This is a genomic window from Nocardioides sp. W7 (assembly GCF_022919075.1).
GTDB lineage: Bacteria > Actinomycetota > Actinomycetes > Propionibacteriales > Nocardioidaceae > Nocardioides.
The window spans coordinates 1,074,727-1,095,661 of record NZ_CP095078.1 but is presented as its reverse complement, the minus strand read 5'-3'; the positions used below and the strand labels follow the sequence as shown (position 1 = coordinate 1,095,661).

Annotated in this window: 12 protein-coding genes; 2 read left to right on the top strand and 10 right to left on the bottom strand. The window is 72.0% G+C overall.

The genetic code is table 11. The features are described from left to right. Positions 1-356: 356 nt before the first annotated feature. The 10 genes from MUB56_RS05250 to MUB56_RS05205 all read right to left on the bottom strand — a co-directional run bounded on the left by MUB56_RS05250 (position 357) and on the right by MUB56_RS05205 (position 17,930). A complete protein-coding gene (locus MUB56_RS05250) occupies positions 357-1,049 on the bottom strand; it encodes a GntR family transcriptional regulator (RefSeq protein WP_244930850.1) in 693 nt (230 codons plus the stop codon). Positions 1,050-1,063: 14 nt separating this feature from the next. Then, the gene (locus MUB56_RS05245; protein WP_244930849.1) at positions 1,064-1,843 is read right to left on the bottom strand and encodes a hypothetical protein; all 780 of its coding nucleotides are present in this window, start codon (positions 1,841-1,843) and stop codon (positions 1,064-1,066) included. A gap of 136 nt (positions 1,844-1,979) precedes the next feature. Then, a complete protein-coding gene (locus tag MUB56_RS05240) occupies positions 1,980-9,359 on the bottom strand; it encodes a DUF2341 domain-containing protein (RefSeq protein WP_244930848.1) in 7,380 nt (2,459 codons plus the stop codon). A gap of 118 nt (positions 9,360-9,477) precedes the next feature. Next, positions 9,478-12,771, bottom strand: a complete 3,294-nt coding sequence (locus MUB56_RS05235) for a metallophosphoesterase family protein (RefSeq protein WP_244930847.1) — start codon at positions 12,769-12,771, stop codon at positions 9,478-9,480. A gap of 182 nt (positions 12,772-12,953) precedes the next feature. Further along, positions 12,954-13,676, bottom strand: a complete 723-nt coding sequence (locus MUB56_RS05230) for a hypothetical protein (RefSeq protein ID WP_244930846.1) — start codon at positions 13,674-13,676, stop codon at positions 12,954-12,956. A 204-nt stretch (positions 13,677-13,880) separates the two neighbouring features. Then, positions 13,881-15,164 carry a glycosyltransferase gene (locus MUB56_RS05225; RefSeq protein WP_244930845.1) on the bottom strand — a complete coding sequence of 428 codons (1,284 nt, stop codon included), beginning with the start codon at positions 15,162-15,164 and terminating at the stop codon, positions 13,881-13,883. 5 nt (positions 15,165-15,169) lie between these two features. Then, positions 15,170-15,874: a hypothetical protein gene (locus MUB56_RS05220; RefSeq protein WP_244930844.1), complete on the bottom strand. Its 705-nt coding sequence runs from the start codon at positions 15,872-15,874 to the stop codon at positions 15,170-15,172. Beyond that, a complete protein-coding gene (gene wecB, locus MUB56_RS05215) occupies positions 15,858-17,027 on the bottom strand; it encodes a UDP-N-acetylglucosamine 2-epimerase (non-hydrolyzing) (RefSeq protein WP_244930843.1) in 1,170 nt (389 codons plus the stop codon). The genes MUB56_RS05220 and wecB overlap by 17 nt, the downstream gene beginning before the upstream one ends. Further along, positions 17,027-17,569, bottom strand: a complete 543-nt coding sequence (locus MUB56_RS05210; protein WP_244930842.1) for a carboxypeptidase-like regulatory domain-containing protein — start codon at positions 17,567-17,569, stop codon at positions 17,027-17,029. Before MUB56_RS05210 ends, wecB begins: the two co-directional genes overlap by 1 nt. Positions 17,570-17,765: 196 nt before the next feature. Next, positions 17,766-17,930: a hypothetical protein gene (locus tag MUB56_RS05205; RefSeq protein ID WP_244930841.1), complete on the bottom strand. Its 165-nt coding sequence runs from the start codon at positions 17,928-17,930 to the stop codon at positions 17,766-17,768. Here MUB56_RS05205 and MUB56_RS05200 point away from each other — a divergent pair. Continuing rightward, a complete protein-coding gene (locus MUB56_RS05200; RefSeq protein ID WP_244930840.1) occupies positions 17,911-19,662 on the top strand; it encodes an SEFIR domain-containing protein in 1,752 nt (583 codons plus the stop codon). The two genes, MUB56_RS05205 and MUB56_RS05200, sit on opposite strands and share 20 nt — an antisense overlap. Beyond that, positions 19,655-20,737 carry a tetratricopeptide repeat protein gene (locus MUB56_RS05195; RefSeq protein ID WP_244930839.1) on the top strand — a complete coding sequence of 361 codons (1,083 nt, stop codon included), beginning with the start codon at positions 19,655-19,657 and terminating at the stop codon, positions 20,735-20,737. Before MUB56_RS05200 ends, MUB56_RS05195 begins: the two co-directional genes overlap by 8 nt. Positions 20,738-20,935: the final 198 nt, after the last annotated feature.

Genomic DNA, 20,935 nt, shown 5'->3' with positions numbered 1-20,935 from the left:
GACTGTGAATCGTTTCACATAAGAGATCGCCTCACATTAGGGGGGTGACTGTCGTCACGTCAACGACCGGAGCCCTCCCATGGGACCGGCGCGCGCTCGGCTGCCCGGTCACCGGCCCGGTGGTGCGGTCAGACAGGCAATAGCCCCCACTCGGGGGCGGGCCGAGCGGAGGCGATGGCTCTCCGGGCGACTACTGCCTGTTCGGCGGTCCGGTGGACGAGGCCGGACCCGGACCGTCGTCATCACGATCGTCGCTGCGGCGCTGATCGACACGAGCGTCGCTCAGGCGCTGACCACCGTGACCTGGTGACGACCGCCGACGCCGACGTGGAGGCGACGGTCGTCTCGGGGGAACGTTAGGTCAGCGTGACGGTGACCTCGTCGGGGTGGAACCGGCCCTCGCTGTGCTCGTAGGGCTGTCCGTCGGCGCTGCGAGCCGTGCGGTGGACCTGAATCAGCGGTGCGGTGCGGGGTACGCCGAGCAGCTGGGCGTCGCGGGTGTCGGCCGGGCCGGCGCTGATCCGGGACTCGGCCGTCCCCGGTTCCACCCCGCCCCGCTTGACGACGTGATCGACCACCGACCGGGTGTCGGGGGGCGCCGACTGGACGAGGTCCGCGAGCCAGAGCGGGAAGGTCGCCCGCAGCACGCCGACCGGACGCCCGTCGAGCTCGACCGACCGGACGATGCGCACCACCCGCGACTGGTGCGGCAGGCCGAGCGCCTGCGTCTCGGGACCCGTGGCCTGCACGCGTTCCATGTCGACCGTGCGGGCCGACGGCTCGTACCCCGCCGCCAGCGCCCACATGACGAACGGTCGCACGCCGTCGTAGCGGCGCGGCCGACGAACATCGACGACCAGCCAGCGGACCCCTCGCCGCGAGACGGCCTGCTGGCGCTGCTCGACCTCCTCGAGGGCACGACGCACGGTCCCGCGCGCGACCCCGAACTCGGCCGCCAGCGCAGTCTCGCTCGGGAGGATGCGCCCGGCGACGTACTCGCCCCGCCGGATGCGCCCCTCGAGGGCCTTGGCGATCTCTGGGAACCTCATGTGCTCGACCCGGATCAGGGGACGGCCAGGGGCGGCATGTTCTTCAGCAGGTTCTCCCCGGTCAGCTCGCCGAGGTCGCGGAGCGCCGCTCGCCACTGGTCGTCGGTGGTCCCGAGTCGTCGGAAGAAGCTGTCCGGCAGCAGACCGCTGCCCGCCTGCCACTCCCCGATCGTGCCGGCGAGTGAACGGTAGGACTCCAGCGCGGCGACCAGCTCAGCTGCCGGGGAGCCCGCGGGCGGAACCGCCATGGTGGCCGCCCGGAGCAGGGTGTCCAGGTCGCGCACGATGAGGTCGCCCAGGCCGGCCACCTGGTCCTTCGGGAAGTCCGCCGACGGGTCCGTGGCGACCGACATGGCGTGCAGCTGGAGGACCTGATCACGGCTTCGCGTGGCCACCGCCGCGGCGGCGGCGACGTACGGCGAGCTCGGGTCGTCGACCGCGGGCCCGTCCGCAGGGGCCCCGTCGCTCGGGACCCCGTCGGCGCCACCGGCCGCCCCGTTGTTCGTGCCGGTCCCGCCGGCGTCGCCGTCAGCACCACCTGTGGCACCACCTTCGGTGACGGCGTCGTCGACCGTCCCCTCGGTCGGGACGTCGTCCGCACCCGGCACACCCGCACCGTCGCCCTCGACCTCACCCGAGGTGGTCGGGTCGGCCGACCCGGTGGCCGCGGCCGAGGAGCCGCCGACCTCCGCTCTCCGCTCGGCCGCCTCGTCGGTGTCGGCGGAGCAGCCGGCGAGCCAGAGGACGGCGACGAGGACGGGCGCGAGCGCGCCGGTGCGGATGGGGCGGGGCATGCGGGTGTCTCCGATCATAAGGATGGTGCGGTCGATCCGGTCCGACCGGTCCGACGGACCGGAGCCATCGAACCGGCGGGACCGGGCGGGCCGGCGAGCACCCGCCCGTCCCGAGGTGAACGCTCGGGGAACGACCTCAGCCGACCGGGGTCAGCGCCGCATCGATGCCCGGCACCAGTGCGTGGTCGACCCCGACGACACCCGCACCGGCCCGGTCCGCCGCACCACCCGCGGCACCGGTCCACCACTGGGTCGCGTAGGTCGCCGACGGGTCGAAGAACGCGACCTGCCAGTCCCCGGAGGCGACCTCGTCCACGTAGTAGGACCCGTCAGCCTGCGCGCACGACGCGTACGACGCGGACGCCGTCACCCCCGGCGCGTAGACGTAGGCGCACGCTCCGCCGACCGGCGCGCCGGCCGACCCGGTCACGACACCCGCGACCGCGCCGCGCGCCGCGACCAGCTGCACCAGCAACGGAGCCTGGGCACCGTCGATGCTCACCGGCCCGGTCGACCACCAGGTGTCGTGGGCACCCGACGGATCCGCCACCGCGACCGTGTAGTCGCCGGCAGCGATCCCACCCAGCCACCACGAGCCCGTGGCGTCCACGCAGGTCGCGTAGGCGGCCGACGATGCTTCGGGCGAGGCGTAGAGGTAGACGCAGGCGTCGGCGACCACACCCGCACCGTCGCTCACCACACCCGACGCCGACACCGAGCCGCGCGTCAGGGTCACCGGCACCGCGCCCTGCGCGCCGTCCACGACCACCGGCTCCGGCGACCACCACGTCTCGTGCGCACCGCTCGGGTCCGCCACCGCCAGCACGTACGACCCGAGGGCGACGTCCGGGATCACGAACCCGCCCGACGCATCCGTGCACGACGCGTACGACGCCGCCGCCGCGTCCCGCGCCCGGTACAGGTAGGCGCAGGCGCCCGCCACCGGGCCGCCCGGACCGGACACCGAGCCCGTCACCGCTGTGAACTGCGGCTCCGGTGCCCCGACCGAGATCACGCTGGTCCGGCTGCGCGTGGTGTGACCGGCGCCGTCGAGGACCTCGGCGTACCACTCCTGGGCGACCCCGGGCTCGACGTCGAGGACGACGCTGGCCGTCTCGGCGCCGACCAGCTGCTGGGTCTCGCCCACCTGGACCGGGCCACCCGCGGAGAAGGTGATCTCCTCGGTGGCCAGCGACCGGGTGGTGTGACTGCCGAGGTCGAGCTCGACCACGTAGTTCTCGGTGTCCGAGCCGTGGAAGCCCGGCACCGCGCCCTCCGAGACCGTCTGGTGGTGGCCGCCGCTGGACTCGCGGGCCTCCAGCATCGGGGAGAAGGTGTTGAAGTAGAGGAGCCCGTTCTCGGCGTCCACGCCGATGTGCTTCATGAACTCCTGGCCGCCGTACACCCGGCCCTGGTAGTCGGTCAGCACGCCGTACACCCGACGCCCGGCGACGTTGGTCGACGTGGCGATCCCGGTGCCGGCGATGTGGCCGCCGAGCACCAGACGCACGTTGTCGTACGGCGCGATCAGCTGGGTGGTGACCGTGCTGTTGGTCCAGCTGTTGGTGCCGCCACCGACCACGTTGTGGGTCGCGAGGATCACCGTGTGGTCGGGGTGCGAGGCGATGACCTGCTTGGCCCAGACGATGCCGGCGTCGGACGCGTTGTCGGCCGAGAAGTTGCCGACCGTCAGGACCAGCAGCTTGGCCCCCGAGATCTCACCCAGGTAGTAGTAGTTGTCGATCCCGTTGCTGCCCCCGAAGGACCAGGGACTGCCCTCGAGGCTCGCCTCGAAGCGCGACATCGGGTAGTAGCGCGGCAGCATCACCCGGCCGTTGCGCTCGTTGGAGTAGTCGTGGTTGCCCCAGGAGATGAGGTAGGGCAGTCCGGCCTCCTCGACGTGATTCATCGCCGCCTCGGCGTCCTGCCACTGGTACTCCTGGCTGTAGTACTCGCGGTTGACCCAGTCGCCCGCCTGCACCATCAACTGCGTCTTGCGGTCGTCCTTCGCGTCGACGACGTACTCCAGCTGGTGCTCGAGGCGGTTCGGCGTCGCCTGGGTGTAGAGCTGGGTGTCGCCGACGTGGTCGAGGCCCCAGTCGAAGTCGGCGCCCTCGGGCGGCTGGGTGAAGTCGTGGCCGCTGCCCCACGGCAGGGTCGTCAGGCCGCGCCAGATGAGGACCCGCACCTTGCCGTCGGCGACGGCGTGCTCGCTCGCGAGGGCGTCGACGTCGAGGGCCACCGAGGACCCCGCGGCGCTGGAGGTGTCGTCCTTGAGGATCCACGCCCCGGCCACGGCGTCCCAGACCCACGCCGAGACCCGGCGGTCGTCGGCGTTCCCCTGCCAGGTGAAATGGAACCGGTCCTCGGCCGCCTGCTCCGGGGTGAGGGACAGCTCGTAGATCTGGAAGGGGTTGCGGTTGTCCCCCACCGTCGTCGGCCGCACCTCGGCGTCGACCTGGCCGCTGCTCGGCGTGAGCGCCGTGGGCACCCGGTCGGTGGTGGTGCCGGTCCGCACGACCACGCCGCCGCCATCGGGGTCGATGACCTCGCCGGCGAAGAAGCGGGCCTCGACCTGCTCGCGGTCGTCGGCCTGCGGAGTGGCCTCGAGAGTCACCTTGCGGACGCCGGGCGTGGCGGAGTCGTCGCTGACCAGTGGCGCGTTCGGCGCCGCCGAGTCGGTGACCTTCAGCCCCACGGTGACCGGCTCCGAGGTGTCGTCCTGGTCAACGACGGCGGTCGCGGTGAACGTGACCGAGGTGTTGCCGGTGACGTTGACCGGGACCTTCACCTCGAACAGGCCGGCGTCCACCCGGTCGCTCCAGACGTCCACGCCGCCGATCGAGGCGGTGATCACGGAGCGCCGGCTGACGCTGCCCGCCACGTCGACCAGGCCGGCCTCGGTCGCGGTGCCCGCGGTCGGCGTCCCGATGACCAGGGTGACCTGCTCCTCGCTGCGGGCGACCCGGTCGCCCAGCTGGACCGCGTCGCCGAGCAGGTTGGCGTGGCGGAACGACTCGAACTCCGGGGTGAAGGCGGTGCCCGTGATCTGGACCTCGTCGATCAGGCCGTGGAACGGCGAGGCCAGCGCCCCGTCGCTGCGGTAGCGGTCGCCGATGGTGGTCAGCACGCGCGGGTCGCCGTAGGTCGTCCGGTACTCCAGGAAGTTGCTGTAGACCTCGCGGCCGTCGATGAAGACCGAGTAGGTCATGCCGTCGTAGGTCTGGGTGACCAGGTGCGGCCGGCCGTCAGCGGGCAGGGCGAACTGCTGGAGGCTGTCGACGTCGGCGAACTCGTAGCTGTTGCCCTTCAGGACGAGGGTGACCTTGTTGTCGGTGCGGACGGCCTGCGCGAACGCACCGGCACCGTCGGTGCCGATCGCGCTCTCCTTGGCGATGACCGGTGCGGTCCCGGAGAACTGGGCGACGTCGGCGGCCGTGAACGTGTAGAGACCGCTCACCGTGAGCTTGTCGTAGTCCCCGCCGATGTTGCCCGGGTACTCGAGGCGGGAGGCGTCGAAGCGGGTCTCGGACGTGCCGCGGCTCGACACCGAGGCGGCGAGCGCACCGCCGCGCAGGGTGCCGGTCGCCAGGCCCGTGGAGTCGGGCCGCTGCCCGCCCCCGGTGGTCTGGCCGGTCATGTGGTCGACCAGCGAGTAGCCGTCGCTCCAGACCGCCGCCGGATCGTTGGTGGCGGACCCGCCGCCGAAGTAGGCCCAGAGGACCGTGGCGGACTGCTTCGCGAGGGCGGGCACCTTGACCCAGACCACCGACGTGCCACCCGGCTGCCAGGTCTCGACCTCGAAGGGCAGCGGTGCGCCGTCAGCGCCGAAGAACGCGAGCTGGTCGGAGGTCACGTTCGCCGTGTCCGTCAGCCGCACCTGCACGGGTACGTCGGAGAACGGCGTCCGCGTCGTGTTGCGGACCGTGACCTGCTGGCGCGTCGACGCCGCGGGGTCGGCCCACGCGACCACGCTGCCGTCGGCCGAGACCAGGCCCTGGAGCTCGCGCAGACGGCGCTCGATGTTCGTCAGCTTGGGGCCGTGCTCGAGCGCCTCCTGCTGACCGATCGTCAGCGCGGCCACGACGGCGCGGGCGTCCGCGACGGCGGCCGCGTCGTCCAGGGTGATCTCGCCCGGCGCCGGCAGCGCGGCGAGCCGGTCGTCGACCGGCGAGAGCTGCCGGTCGATGCCGAAGCCCTCGAACAGGCGCGGGCTGGTGCCGCCGCGGATGTCGTACTGCTCGACGGTGAGCCGGTCGGGGGTGACCCGCACCGACAGGAACGTCTCGCGGTCCGCGGCGGGGTCGGGGAGCCGGTCGAACAGGCCGAGGTAGGCCTCCAGGTCGATCCCGCCACCGGGCGCGGTCGCCTGGTCGTAGTGCTTGGCGCCGGCGGTGCCGGGCAGGTAGTAGATCGTGCCGTCCGGGTCGACGACGTACTCGATGCGCTTGCCGTTGACCGTCTCGGTGAAGCGCGACGTCTCGACGACCCGCGCCCCCTCGACGCCCTGCGGGTCGCTGGCCAGCACCTCGGTGCGGCTGATCACGTGGTCGTGGCCCTGGAGCACCAGGTCGATGCCGACCTCGTCGATGACCGGGACCAGCACGTCGCGCATCGCCATCACGTCCGCGTCGTCCAGGTGGGTGGCCGGGGTGTAGAGGCCCTTGTGCAGGCTGAGGATCAGCCAGTCCGCGCCGGCGGCCTTGGCGGCGCGGGCGTCGGCCTCGAGCCAGGCGAGCTGGGCGGCCGAGATGCCCTGCGCGGCGCTCTCATTGGTGTTGAGTACCATGAAGTGGGCGTTGTTGTAGTCGTACGAGTAGTACGCGCCGGTCGCGGTCGACTGCCCGTTCGGGGTGTCGAGCGTGAAGTGGTCGCTGAAGGCGTTGGTGGCCGCGTCGTGGTTGCCCGAGGCCGGTGCCAGTGTGGTCGAGGTGAGCGTCCCGGCGGCCGCGCCGAGGAGGTCGGACCACTCCTGCTCCACGTCACCGTGCTCGACGATGTCACCGGTGTGCATCATGAACTCGGCCTCGGGCACCGCCCGCAGCGACTTGGCCATCGTCGACGCCGAGAGCTGGGCCTCGGCGAGCGAGGTGGCCTGGGTGTCGGTGAGGTCGATGAAGGTGAAGTCCTCGTCGTCGCCGGTCGGGGTGACGAAGGTGCCCGTCGTGCTCCACAGCTGCTCGCTGACGCTGCCGAGCCGGTAGTAGTAGGTCTGGCCGGGCGTCAGGCCCTCGGCGACGACCCGGAAGAGCTGCTCGCCGTCCTCGCTCGACTCGGCCGCGGCGACCACGTCGACCGTGGCCGCGCCCTCGGGGAACTCCCGGTCGGTGCTGAGCCGGGCCACGACATCGGTGGCCGTGGTGTCGGAGTACCAGGTGAACGCGCGCCGGGTGCTCGGGTCGCCGTGGAAGGTCGTGGTGATCCGGTTGGGCACCTCAGCGGCGGTGACGTACTTCGGGACCGGGTGGCCGAGGGTGGCGTCCCAGCGCCAGGAGCTCGCGAAGTCCCAGCCGATGGCCTCGTACGTCGCCTGCTGGGCCAGCTCCGCCGCGGTCTTGTCGGTGCCGTGCTGGTTGGCGGTGCCCGGCCCGGTGACGGTCGCGCCGCCGATGGTGATCGCCTGGTTGGCGAGGTTGTTCGACGCCGACCAACCGGGGTAGCCGGTGTAGCCGACGATCCGGCCGGCGAACCCGTCGACCTTGCCGGAGTAGCCGACCGAGCCGGACAGGGCCACGTTGCCGGTCACGGTGCTCGCCGGGTTGCCCGCGGTGAAGGTGCCCGGGTAGGCGGCGACCAGAGCCGGGTCGACCCCGCGGGTGCCGGCCGTGCCGCCTGCGGTGGCGGACGAGTAGCTGCCCTGGACCAGGTTGTTCTTGACGGTCACGCCGTACCGGAAGTACCCCACGACACCGCCGGCGAAGCCCTTGGCGGACGCGGTCGCGTCGACCCAGTTGTTGATGATCGTGACGTTGTTCTGGGCCTCGCCGGCGATGCCGAACGCCCGCTCGGTGCTGTTCGCGGTGAGGGTCGCGCCGAGGACCGAGTTGCCCTCGATCCGGGCACCCGCGTTGGCGACGACCGCGATGCCCGCGACCGCCGCGTTGACGGTGCCGTTGTTGGCGGTCACGCCGCGCAGGGTCAGGTTCTCGACCACGCCGCCGGCGAGAGTGCGGATCAGGCCGAGCGAGGTGTCGGTCCCGCGCGCGGCGTAGGTCAGGTTGGCCACCGTGTGACCGGCGCCGTCGAGGAACCCGCTGAAGGTGTTGATGCCCTGCCAGGCGGCGCGTCCGGCGAAGTCGAGGTCGCCGGTGAGGACGTAGTACTTCGCACCGGTGTACTTCGCGGTGCCCGCCGTCAGCTGCGCGGCGAGGAACTCGAGGTCCTCGGCCGAGGAGATCTCGAACGGCGCGACCTCCGTGCCGCTGCCGAACAGCGAGGCGGCGTAGGCCGGCATCGGGTGCTGGCGGGTCGCGTCCCAGCGCCACGAGCTGGAGAAGTCCCAGCCGAGCGCGGTGTAGGTGGCCTGCTGGGCGAGCTCCGCGGTGGTCTTGCCGGTGCCGTGCTGGTTGGCCGTGCCCGGCCCGGTGACGGTGGTGCCGCCGACGGTGATCGCCCCGTCGGCGAGGTTGTTCGACGCCGTCCAGCCGGTGAGGCCCGTGTAGCCGGCGATCCGGCCGGCGAACCCGTCGACCTTGCCGGTGTAGGTGATCGAGCCGTTGAGCGCGACGTTGCCGGTGAGCGTGCCGGTGCTCGGGGTGCCCGGGTAGGCGAGGACGTAGGCCGCGTCGACGCCCCGGGTGCCGTTCGCCCCGCCGGGGGTGACCGCGGTCAGGTCGGCGTCGGTCAGGTTGTTGCTGAACATGTAGGTGTTCTTCGCGTAGGACGCGATGCCGCCGGGCAGCTTGGCCGCGGTGATGGAGCCGCTGACGAAGTTGTCCGAGACGGTGCCGGCCTGCAGCTCCGCAAGGAGGCCACCGACCTTCTCGCCGTTCGGCGCGGACAGGGTCGCGTCGACGACGGCGTTGCCGGTGAGGATCGAGTCGATCGCGACCACCGCGAGGCCGGAGACCCAGCCGGTGCCGGTGCCGTTGTCGGCGGTGACGCCGTCCAGCGTGAGGTTCTTGATGGCGGCGCCGGTGACGGTGCGGAAGAAGCCGACGTGACCCGTCCCGGACGGGCTCGCGCCGTACACGATGTCGGAGATGGTGTGCCCGGCGCCGTCGAAGGTGCCGGTGAAGGTGTTGATGCCCTCGAAGGTCGCGCCGGCGAACGGGATGTCGGCGGTGAGGCGGTAGGCCCGGCCGGCGTACTGCCCGGGGTCGGCGTTGATGCTGTCGGCGACCAGGTCCAGGTCGGCGACGTTCGCGATCTGGTAGGGGCTGCGGGCGGTGCCCTCGCCGTCGAGGTCCAGCGCCGCCGAGGCGGGTGGGGCAGCGATCAGCAGCGGGACGAACGATCCGGCGACCAGCGAGCCGACGAGGCCCGCTCCGACGGCGATCTTGCTCAGCGTGAACACGCGCTTCTCCTGTGATTGGTCATCCGTGGATCCGAGTGAGGGTCCGAGAGAGGCGGCCGGGCAGGCCGCCGCGGTGGTCCGGACGCGGGCGCGCCCGGACCACCGGGAGAGACGTCGGTCAGCCGACGGGCGTGAGGGCTGCGTCGACGTTCGGGACCAGGGCATGGCCGACGCCGACCTCGCCCGCACCGGTCCGGTCGGACGCGCCACCCGCGGCGCCGGTCCACCACTGCGTGGCGTAGGTCGCGCTCGGGTCGAAGAACGCGACCTCCCAGTCACCGGTGGCCACGTCGCCCACGTAGTAGGAGCCGTCCGCCTGCGCACACGAGGCGTACGACGCCCCCGCGGTGGCACCCGGCGCGTAGACGTACACACACGCCCCACCGACCGGTGCGCCGGCCGAGCCGGACACCGCACCGGCGATCGCACCGTCGGCCGCGACCAGCACCGTGCTGAGCGGCGCCTGCGCACCGTCGATGCCCACCGGGCCTGCCGACCACCAGGTGTCGTGCGCACCCGACGGGTCCGCCACCGCGACCGTGTAGTCACCCGGCACGATCCCCCCGAGCCACCACGACCCCGACGCGTCCGCACAGGTCGCGTAGGCCGCCGACGACGCCTGCGGCGAGGAGTACAGGTAGACGCACGCGTCCGCCACCGCACCCGCGCCGTCGCTGACCACGCCCGATGCCGACACCGAGGCCCGCGGCAGGGTCACGGCCACCGGCGCCTGCGCACCGTCCACGTCCACCGGGTCCGGCGACCACCACGTCTCGTGCGCACCCGACGGATCCGCCACGGCGAGCACGTAGGACCCCGGCGCCACCTCCGGGATCACGAACCCACCCGAGTCGTCGGTGCACGAGGCGTACGACGCCGCCGGGGACCCCCGGGACTCGTAGAGGTAGGCGCAGGCTCCGGACAGCGGTGTCCCGCCGGCTCCCGCCACCGTGCCGGTCACCGCCGAGAGCTGCGGTGCCTCCGGCGCCTCGAGCGTCACCTCGTCGACCACCGCGAGGGTGTCGGCGCGGTAGGTGGTCAGCCGGATCGACGCGTCGCTGACCGACACCTGGGTGAACTGCGGGACGTTCGGCTGGGCCGAGACCCCCACCCACGGCTGCCCGGCGTTGCTGGCGCCGTAGAACTTGCTGCCCGACGACGAGGACGCCGTCATGTACAGGACGCTGCCCTCGCCCGCCTGGATCGTGTCCGGCGTGCCGTCGGTCTCGGGGACCGGGGTGTTGCCGGCCATCGGGTGACTGCGCGTGTAGATGTGGTCGTGCCCGGCGAGTGCGAGGTCGACCCCGAGCCGCTGGAACTGTGCGGCCATGGTCGCGCGCCGGGTGACGTTGTCGCTGTCGGTCGCGTGCGGGCCCGACGAGTACATCGCGTGGTGCTGGACCACGACCTGCCACTTGGCGTCGGGGTTCAGCTCGATCGCGTCCTCCATCCACGCGACGTGCGCGGCCCGCTGGGGCTCGGTGTTGAAGTTGGAGTCGAGGTTCATGAACAGCGTGTCGCCGTAGGTGTACCAGTAGTCGCCGCTCGTGGCGTCGTAGTTGGGCACGTTGTAGTGCTGGTAGTACGCCGTACGGCTGCCGACCTCGTGGTTGCCCACGGTCGGCGAGGTCGCCCACTCCTTGACCTGGTGCGGCGAGAGGAAGCCGTCGTACTGGTCCTCGTTGCCGGCTGAATCGACCTGGTCGCCGGCCGAGAGCAGCCACTCGGCGGTGGGCACCTGGATCTTGGCCTTCGCCAGGGTGTCGCTCCAGCCGGAGGTGTCGCTCGCGATGTTGCCGGAGGAGCCGATCTGCGGGTCGCCGACGTAGATGAAGTCGAACTCGTTGTCGTAGTCGCCCGTCGTGAAGCGGTGGGTCGGCGACCAGGTGGTGCCGGTGCCGACCCGGTAGGCGTACTCGGTCGTGGCCTCGAGCCCGGCGAGCGTCGCCTTGTGCCAGGTCTTGCCCAGCTCGGCGGCGAGGCCCTGGGTGGAGGTGAAGGTCGCGGCGCCGGTGGCCGGGAACTGGCCGCCGACCAGCTGGTCGGCGGCGACCAGCTCGACCACCTGGGCCTCGGTGGTGGCGCTGTACCAGTTGACGTTGCGCTGGGCCTCGTTCGCGCCGATCCCGAGGATCAGGTCGGTGATGCCGCTGTCGGTCGGGACCTCGGGCACCTCGTCCGCGCTGGCCTCGAGGCTGACGAGGTCGAAGTAGATGTCCGAGCTGGTCGTCCGGTCCTGGTGGATCTCGACCGAGACGGTGTTCTCGCCCGCGGTGAAGGCGCTCGCGGGGATGGTCAGCGGCGAGGACACCGGCGAGCCGCCGGAGTTGCCGGCGTACTGCAGGTTGGCGGTGACCGATCCGTCCAGGAAGCCGGCGACCCGGATGCCGTTGACGTAGACCGTCGCGGTGTCGTCGTACTTGATCGTGCCGACGAAGGAGCCGGCCTCGGCCAGCACCGCGGCCGGGACGTCGACCTTGGTCCGGAAGAAGAGCGCCTCGATGTCGGGGAAGGCGGTGCCGTTCTTGTACTGGTTGACCAGCGTCCTCGGGGTGCTGTCGTTGCCCAGGTCGGAGATCGCGCCGTTCTTGGCCCCGAAGGAGCCGACGGCGCTCTTCCACGTCGAGTCGTCGTACGCCGGAGCGGTCCACGCCGTGCGCGGAGTCAGGCCGGCCGCGGGGTCCGTGCCGGTGTCGAGGAAGCGCCAGGTGGTGTCGGCCGTCGAGATCACGGGCCCGGTCGGCGCGGTCGGCGCGGTCGGCGCGGGGAGCGCGAGGGAGCTGACGTCGAGGTAGACGTCGGAGCTGGAGGCCCGGCCGTTGTGCAGCTCGACGCCGACGGTGTTGACGCCCTCGGTGAACGCCGCGGCTGGGATCGTGAACTCGACCGCCTTCGGGGTGCTGGCGTTGGAGCCGCCGTACATCGTGTTGGTCGTGATGGCGGTGTCGTCGAAACCGGCGACCCGGGTGCCGTTGACGTAGACGGTCGCCGCGTCGTCGTACACGAGCGAGGCGGTCAACGCGTCGACGCCGGCGAGTCCGCCGGCCGGGACGGTGACCTGGGTGCGGAAGAAGTACGCCGGGATCGACGTGGTGCCCGATGAGTAGTGCGTCAGGAGCGTTGCCGGCGTGTAGCCACCGCCGAGGTCGCCGATCGCGCCGTTCTTGGCCCCGAACGAGCCTTTCGCGCTCTTCCAGGCCGAGTCGTCGAAGCCCGGGTCGGACCAGTCCGTACGGTCCGCCAGGCCAGCGGCCGGGTCGACCCCGGTGTCGAGGTAGCGCCAGGTCGTGGCGGCCGTGGTGCCGAGGTTGTCGTCAGCGGCGGCCGGCGCCGGTGGCGAGAGGACGGCCACCCCGACGAGAGTCACGATGAGCGCCACGAGTCCTGCGAGGACACGGCGAGCTACGGCCACGATTGACCATCCTGTTGTCGTGCCGCCGCCGGGCTCGGGCCCGCCGGTCAGCTTGACCATGCAATCGGTGACCCCCGAACCCGCGACCTCCCTCTGACGACCGGACCGGGATGCGGGGGTGAACCGCACGTGAACCGATCCGACCGTCGCCGAAACGGTCAGGTCGGGAGCGTCGGTGCCGATCAGGCTCCGGAGCCGGCGGTGCGCCGGCGGCGGAGCCACCAGCCGCCCCCGCCCAGGGCGCCGGCAGCGAGCCCGACGCCGCCCAGCTGCCAAGCCGCGCTCGCGCCTCGGCCCCCGCCACCGTCCGCGTCCCCGCTCGGCGCGACGCCCGGCGCCGGGAACGCCCAGGTGAACGTGTCCTGCTTACTCGTGTAGGCGCGGCGCTGGCCCCCGACGCTGGTGGCCAAGGTCCGGTACGACGGATGCAGGTCCGTGAGCGTGGTGATCGTGACGACGGCCTCGGTGACCGGCCCGCCGCAATCGAAGTCGACTGTCGCACCTTCGGTGCTCACGTCCCTGACCGGCTGCAGGTCTCCCGCGCAAGGAGCGCCGTCGCCGACCACGAGGACGTGCTCACGCAGGTAGTCACCGAAGTCGGCCGACGCAGCAAGGACGACGCCGTCCGTCTCTTCCGACTCCTCGGGCACCAGCGCCCCGTCCTGGAAGACGAAGGTCCGCATCTCATCGATCAGGTCGAGGTCGATCGCCAGCATGGTCACGTCGTCCGGCGACGCCTTCCAGGCGACCCGGACCCCATCGTCGAGCGAGGTGATGTCCACCGATTGCGGCTCGCCGAACGGGTGCGCCTGCGCCTGCCCGGCCGGCAGCGTCAGGGCAAGCGCCACCAGCGGCGCGCCGAGAGTGAGACGTCGTACGGCCTTCGCCTTCACCTGGTTCCTCATTCCTCGGCCCGGACTGAGAATCCCAGCGGTCGAGCAGAAACGGCCCGTGAACGCTCGGCCTCGCCCACACGGCCAGGACCCGTCAAGTGGCGCGGCTCGATCCGGGCGCCAGAGGGCGAGCCGGGTCGCCGGTCGACGCACAGGCCCCCGCCCGGCGAGCGGCTCGGGGGCGCCGGCGTCCACAGGGGATCCAGGAGGGCCGCATCAGGCGGCGAGTCGGGGCGTCTTGACCCAGGCGTTGCGGCGCAGCACGAGGTTGGCGAGCGCGCGGAGGGAGACGAAGAACCAGACGTAGCCGTACGTCGTGAAGGCGAGTGCGGCCGCGGGGAGCTGGTACCACCGGAACGGGTGAGCGCTGTGTCGCTGGTAGGTCCCGAGGAACACGGTGACCGGCAGCACGGACAGCAGCAGGCTGACAGTGCGGCGCGGCACGCCGTACGGCACCCAGAGCAGGAAGTCGTTGGTCACCTGGACGAGCCCGAGGGTGCCGAGCAGGCCGACGACCACCGTGTAGGAGACCAGCACCACGGTCACGACCAGGACCAGGTAGAGGATCAGGTCCAGGCGCGCGAGGATCGGGGTGCGGCCGGACCGGGCGAGCGGCACCAGGTGCCGCCAGCACTGGTAGTGCCCCTGGATCCACCGGGTCCGCTGCCGCAGCAGTGGGCGCCAGGAGGTCAGGCCCTGCTGGTCGACGTAGGTGAGGTGGCAGAACCGTGTCCGCCAGCCGCCCTCGATGAGTCGCAGACCAAGGTCGAGGTCCTCGGTGAGCGCGCCGCGGTGCCACGGGTCGCGGCCCAGGGTCTGCAGCGCTGAGAGGCGGGTGAACTGGCCGTTGCCGCCGAGCCCGGACGACCCGATCCAGTCGCGGGCGATCTGCACCAGCCAGCTGAACCCGACGAACTCGATGTCCTGCATCCGCGCGAGCGCGTTGGCGTCCGCGTTGGCGATCCGGACGCCGATCTGGACCGAGCCGACCTTGGGGTCCGCGAAGTACGGCGCGACCTTGGCCAGCGACTCCTTCTCGAGGCGGCCGTCGGCGTCGACGATGACCAGCACGATGTCCTCGGGCCGACGGCCCTCGAGCCACGGGTCGCCAGCCTCGAGCCAGTCGCCGACCAGCCGGTTGGCGTGGTTGAGGACCTCGCTCTTGCCCTGCCCGGCCTCGGGCGGGACCCGGCGGCTGGTCCGGATGCGATCGTCCCGGGCGGCCCAGGCACTCGCGATCGTCGGCGTCGCGTCGGTGGACGCGTCGTCGACGACGAGGACGCGGTGGCCGCCGGCGTACTCCAGCGAGGACAACGACTCGAGGGTGCCCTCGAGCACCAGCTCCTCGTTGCGGGCCGGCACCAGGATCACCATCAGCGGCCGGGTCGCCTCGGCGCCGGCAGGCGGGCGGCGGCGGAACCAGCTGGCGAGGAACAGCACGAAGTAGTAGCCGACGACGACGGTCACGATCCAGCTGACGACGGTCAGGTCGATGCTCACGCCGCTCAGCTCGGCATCGCGAGCGGCGCGAGGTCGGCGAGCAGGTCCTGCTCGGAAAGCTCGCCGAGCTGGCGCAGGGCGCCCTTCCAAGCGCGGTCGTTGGTCGCCAGCCGGGAGAACCAGGCGTCCGGCAGCGCGGCGCCGCCCGGCCCCCAGGCGGCCAGCTGACCGGCGAGGCCGCGGTACTTCTCCAGGGCCGCCACCAGGTCCGCCGCGGGGCTACCCGCGGGCGGGGGCAGCATGGTGCTGTCGTCGATCTGGCGGCCGAGCTCGGCACGGATCGCCTCACCCAGCGCGGGTAGCTGGTCGGCGGACAGGCCACCCTGGCCGGTGGTCGCCAGGCCCATCGCGTGCAGCTGGGTGATCTGGTCGCGGCTGCGGATCGCGACCGCGGTCGCAGCCACCACGAACGGCGAGTTGGGGTCGGCGGCCGCGTTGCCGCCCAGGGTGCCGTCGGCGGTCGAGCCGGACCCGCCGGTGCCGCTGCCGGAGCCGCCGGGGTCGGTCGGGGTCCCGGCCTCGGCCGAGGGATCGGCGGTGGGCTCGGAGCCGGGCGCGACCGAGCTCTCCGCGGAGGCGGACGCCGCATCGGCGTCGGCGTCGTCGGCGTCGTCGCCGCCGCACGCAGAGACCGGACCGACGAGCAGGACCAGCACGGCCAGGCCGGCCAGCCGGGTGCGGGTGGACGAGTGGTCAGGAAGCAGTCGCATGGGAATCCAGGTCCGAGGTAGTCGGGAACAACAGGTCGAGGGCGGCGACGACCCGCGCGGACGCGGCTCCGTCGCCGAAGGGCAGGGAGCGGCAGACCAGGGCGTCGTACGCCGCCGGGTCGGTGAGGAGTACGTCGGCCGCCGCCACGATCCGGTCGGGCTCGGTGCCGACGAGGAGCAGCCCGCCGGCCTCGACCCCCTCGGGCCGCTCGGTCGTGTCGCGGGCGACCAGGGTCGGCTTGCCCAGCGAGCAGGCCTCCTCCTGGATCCCGCCGCTGTCGGTGAGCACCAGGTCGGCGCGATTCATCAGCCGCACGAAGGACGGGTAGTCCTGCGGCTCGGTCAGCAGCACGCTGGGCAGTCCGCCGAGGCGACGGCGTACCGGCTCGCGGACCATCGGGTTCGGGTGCACCGGGAAGACCGCCACCAGGTCGGGGTGGGCCGCCACCAGGCGGGCGACCGCCTCGGCGATGCCGTCGAGCCCGGCGCCCCAGGACTCGCGCCGGTGCGCGGTGACGAGGAGCACCCGCCGCCCGGAGGCCTCGACCTCGGCGAGCGCGGCCGCGTCGGGCCCGGTGAACGGGTGCCGGCGGCGGACGGTGTCGAAGAGCGCGTCGACCACGGTGTTGCCGGTGACCAGCACCCGGGTCGGGTCGACCCCCTCGGCAAGCAGCCGGTCGCCGGCCCAGGTGGTCGGGGCCAGGTGCAGGTCGACGAGCTGGGTGACCACCCGCCGGTTGACCTCCTCGGGGTACGGGGACATCCGGTCGTCGGTGCGCAGCCCGGCCTCGAGGTGGGCGACCGGGATCCTCCGGTAGAAGCCGGCCAGCGCGCCGGCCAGGGTCGTGGTCGTGTCGCCCTGCACGAGCAGCAGGTCGAGGTCGAGCGCCTCCACCGCCTCGCCGATCCGGGTCGTCGCGAGGCCGGCCAGGTCGGTGAGGTGCTGGCCGGGCCGCATCAGGTCGAGGTCGACGTCGGGCGTGACGCCGAAGAAGCCGAGCAGCTGGTCGAGCAGGTGCCGGTGCTGGCCGGTCGAGACGACGACCGGCTCGTAGTGCCCGCTGTCGCGCAGCGCGGTCACGATCGGAGCCAGCTTGATCGCCTCCGGCCGGGTGCCGAGCACCACCCCGACCCGCCGGGGCGAACCGCCCATCAGTAGCTCGAGATGGGAAGCATGGTGACGATGCCGCTCTCCCGCACCTTGACCGAGGCCCGGTAGCTGCGGTTGTTGCGGAGGCGTCTCGTCTTGCTGATGGTCCGGGTCTTGCCGCCCGCCTTCAGGGTGATGGTGACCCGGTAGCGGCCCGGCTTGAGGCTCACCTTGGCCCGGTAGGACCCGGTCCCGCCGATCCTGGCGGTGGCGCGCAGGCCCTTGGTGGAGCGCTGGACGCCCGTGATGATCAGGCGAGCGTTCCGGACGGGGACGCCGGCGGAGGTGATGGACCCGTAGAAGGTCTCCCGGAAGCGCCGGCGCTCCGTGACCTCGGCGGCCGCGAGGGAGTAGTCGACCGAGAGGTCGCGGTCGAAGCCCGGGGGGTCGCCAGCGATCTCGCCGAACGACGCGTCCAGGGTCGGCGAGGCGGGGGCGACGACGTACAGAACTCCGCCGGAGACGACGAGCAGCGAGAGCGTTGCGATCGCGGCCTTCCGGAGTCGGAGGCGCAACGGGAGAGCGGGCGTGGGCGCAGCGGACATCAGAGCAGCAAGACCTTTCAACCAGAGTTGGTGGGCCCGGGCCCGGAGCGGATCGTGGCGAGTCCAGGTGAATCACTGGTGGCCGCGAGCAGTCGCACCGGCAGCGTCAGGACGTCCGGAAGAGCAAAGTAGGGAGAACTCCTGAAGAGGCGCTCGGCCCGGCCGACACCCGGGCCGCGTCCACAGGGGGCAGTGGTCAGGAGACCGGCAGCAGAGCGGCGTCGATGCCGCTCGCGGTGCGACCCGCGGTGACCGGACCGACGGCGTACTGCGGCCGTCGCGGCTGCCCCGTCTCCCCGCGGAACCCGCCGCGAGACGCCTCTCCCGGCCCATAATGAGCCATGGCGATCCGGGTCTTCATCAGCTACACCCACGACTCGGACGCACATCGCCAGTCCGTACTCGACCTGGCGGACCGCCTGCGTCGCGAGGGCCTGGACGTCTCCATCGACCGGTGGGTCAACGGCACACCCCTGCAGGGCTGGCCCGCCTGGATGGAGGACGAGGTCGAGGCCGCCGACTTCACGCTCGTCGTGTGCACACCCAGCTACTACGAGCGTTACCGCAACCACGGCGACCCTACGACGGGAAAGGGGGGTCGCTGGGAGTCGATCCTGATCCGCGACAGGATCTACGCCGACACCACGCGACGAACCCGTTACGTACCCGTCCTCATTGGTGGTGCCGACCAGTCGAGCGTGCCGGAGGTCCTCCGGGAGAGCGTCACGCGCTACCGCATCCCCGACGAGTACAACAGCCTCTACCGGTACCTGACGGGACAGCCGGAGGACGTCGCGCCGCCGATCGGTTCGATCCGACACCTCCCGCCGACTCGGTCAAGACCCGACGGCGCGCGGCCGGACCCCACGCCTCCCGACCCGACACGAGCCCCGCCGCTCTCCCGCCGCGGCATCGTCGTGGGAGAGATCCCGGGCCAGCCGCGGACCTTCGTCGAGCGGAGGGCGGTCGAGCGGCTCGCACGCCAACTCGACCGGTCCAACGTCGTCCTGGTGAGCGCCCTCACTGGCATGCGGGGCGTCGGCAAGACACAAGTCGCCGCCGCCTACGCCAGGGCCGCCGCCACCGACGGATGCCCTCTCGTGGCCTGGGTCAACGCCGACTCCGAGGACAACCTCATCGCGGGCCTCGCCCGCACCGCGGAGCGCGCTGGCGTAGTGACCCCCCAAGCGAGTCCCAGGGAGGCCGCCCACCAGTTGCGCGAACACCTCGCCACCTGGGACCTGGGTGGCGTCCTCGTGCTCGACAACGCCGCGGATCCCGACACGGTCCGGTCGTTCCTGCCCCCCACGGGCCTCACCAAGGTCGTCATCACCAGCACGGACCGCGCCTTCGACGAGCTCGCCGCCACCATCGACGTCGACACCTATGACCGAGCCGACTCGATCGCCTACCTCCACCGGAGCACCGGCCACACCGACGACGCCGGCGCCGACCGCGTCGCGCACGAACTCGGGGACCTGCCCCTGGCCCTCGCCTCCGTCGGGCCCTACATCCGACACCGGCGCCTCGACTACGACCGCTGCCTGCGCGACCTCCGCGCCTACCCGGTCGCGCAGACGCTCGCCAACGTCAGGGGAATCGGCTACCCCGACCCCACCGCCGCCGCGTTGCTCCTCGCCGTCGACTCGGTCGACACCGACGACGACCGGCGAATCGCCGGAACCATCCTCGAGATCATCGCCACCCTGTCGCCGGAGGGCGTCCGACGCGACCTTCTCGAGCGCGTCACCGGGGCCGACCACGCGACCTGGACGACCGACCAGATCGACCACGCGCTGGAACGGTGCGTCACCGGGTCCGTCCTCACCTGGTCAGAGTCGGGCGACTCGGTCATCATGCACCGCCTGATGGCGAGGGTCATCCGCGAGCGAACCGAGTCCCGCGGTCGCCGAGCCCAAAGCATCGACGGGGCGCTCGACCTCCTCGGTCCCGGGTTCGCGGTCGCCCCCGACTCCTGGAGGGACCGCGGAGCCGGACTCCACGCGATCACACACTTACAGGCGGTCGCCGACGCCGTCCTGGAGACCCGCCCCCCGCCGCCGGCAGGCCCGGCGGAGCCCACAGATGAATGACGACGCTCTGGTCGAGCGGCTCGTCGAGCTTCGCTCCCGTGCGGTCCGGTACCTCCTCAGCGTCGCCGACCCCCAACGAGCGGTCGAGGAGGGCATGCAGAACGTGGCCGACGCTCGCGCCCACCTCGGCGACCACCACCCTGCGACCCTGCAGGCGCGCATCGAGCTCGCCGACGCCTTCGACGACGCCGGCCGGATCGACGAGGCGATCAGCCTCTCGACCGATATCGTCAACGCGCTCACCTCGGCCCTGGGGCCGACCGCCCCCGAGACCCTCCGGGCCAGACACGCTCTCGCGTCCGTGTACAACTCCGCGGGTCACCCCGACGTCGCGATCGACATGCTCGACGCCCTCCTCCCCGAGCAGGCCGGTCTCCCGGGCGAGGCCCACGTCGACACTCTCGCGACGAGGACCGTCCTCGCAGACGCTCAGGAGAGCGCGGGTGAGACCGACGCGGCCATCACGACCTACCTGGACGTCATCGCTAGCTACGACCGAACCGTCGGCCCCAGGCACCCCGAGTCCTTCACCGCGCGCATCAACCTCGCCTACGCGTACGAGACGAACCAGGAGTTCGATAGGGCCGTCGAGGTCAGCGAGGCGCTCCTCGACGACATCGCGGCCGCCCTCGGCGCCGATCACCCTGACGCGCAGACCGTCCGGAACAACCTGGCGTACACCTACGAGTCCATGGGTCGACCGGACCTGGCGGTGCCTCTCTACGAGTCGGTTCTCGCGACCAGACGGCGAACCCTCGGCAAGGACCACCCGACGACCCTCGTCTCCGTGAACAACGTCGCCTACGCGACGCAGGCGAGCGGGGACGCGGAGCTGGCGGTCGAGATGTACACCGACGTCCTGGAGCAACGCCGGCGACTGTTGAGCGAGCACCACCCCGACGTCCTCCTGTCGAGGCACAACCTCGCCTACGGACTCGCCGGCGCCAACCGCACGGCTGAGGCGATCGAGGTGTACGCCGACGTACTCGCCCGCCGCGAGAAGGTCCTGGGCGCGAACCACGAGCACACGGTCCGCACCCGGCGGAACCTCCAGGACCTGCTTGACGAGACCTGAATGGGCACGGGTCGGACACCGATCTTGAACACCGGCGGAGCCTCGCGAGCGACCCGACTGCGGAGCCGGCCGGCGCTCGTCAGGCGAGGGCGATGCTCGACGTCGTGCTTGTCACCGTGACCCGCTTCGTGCAGTCTCATCGAACCCCCCGAACGAGGCGAGACGGCGACATCCCTCGTCCGCCGGAAGCGCCGGGCT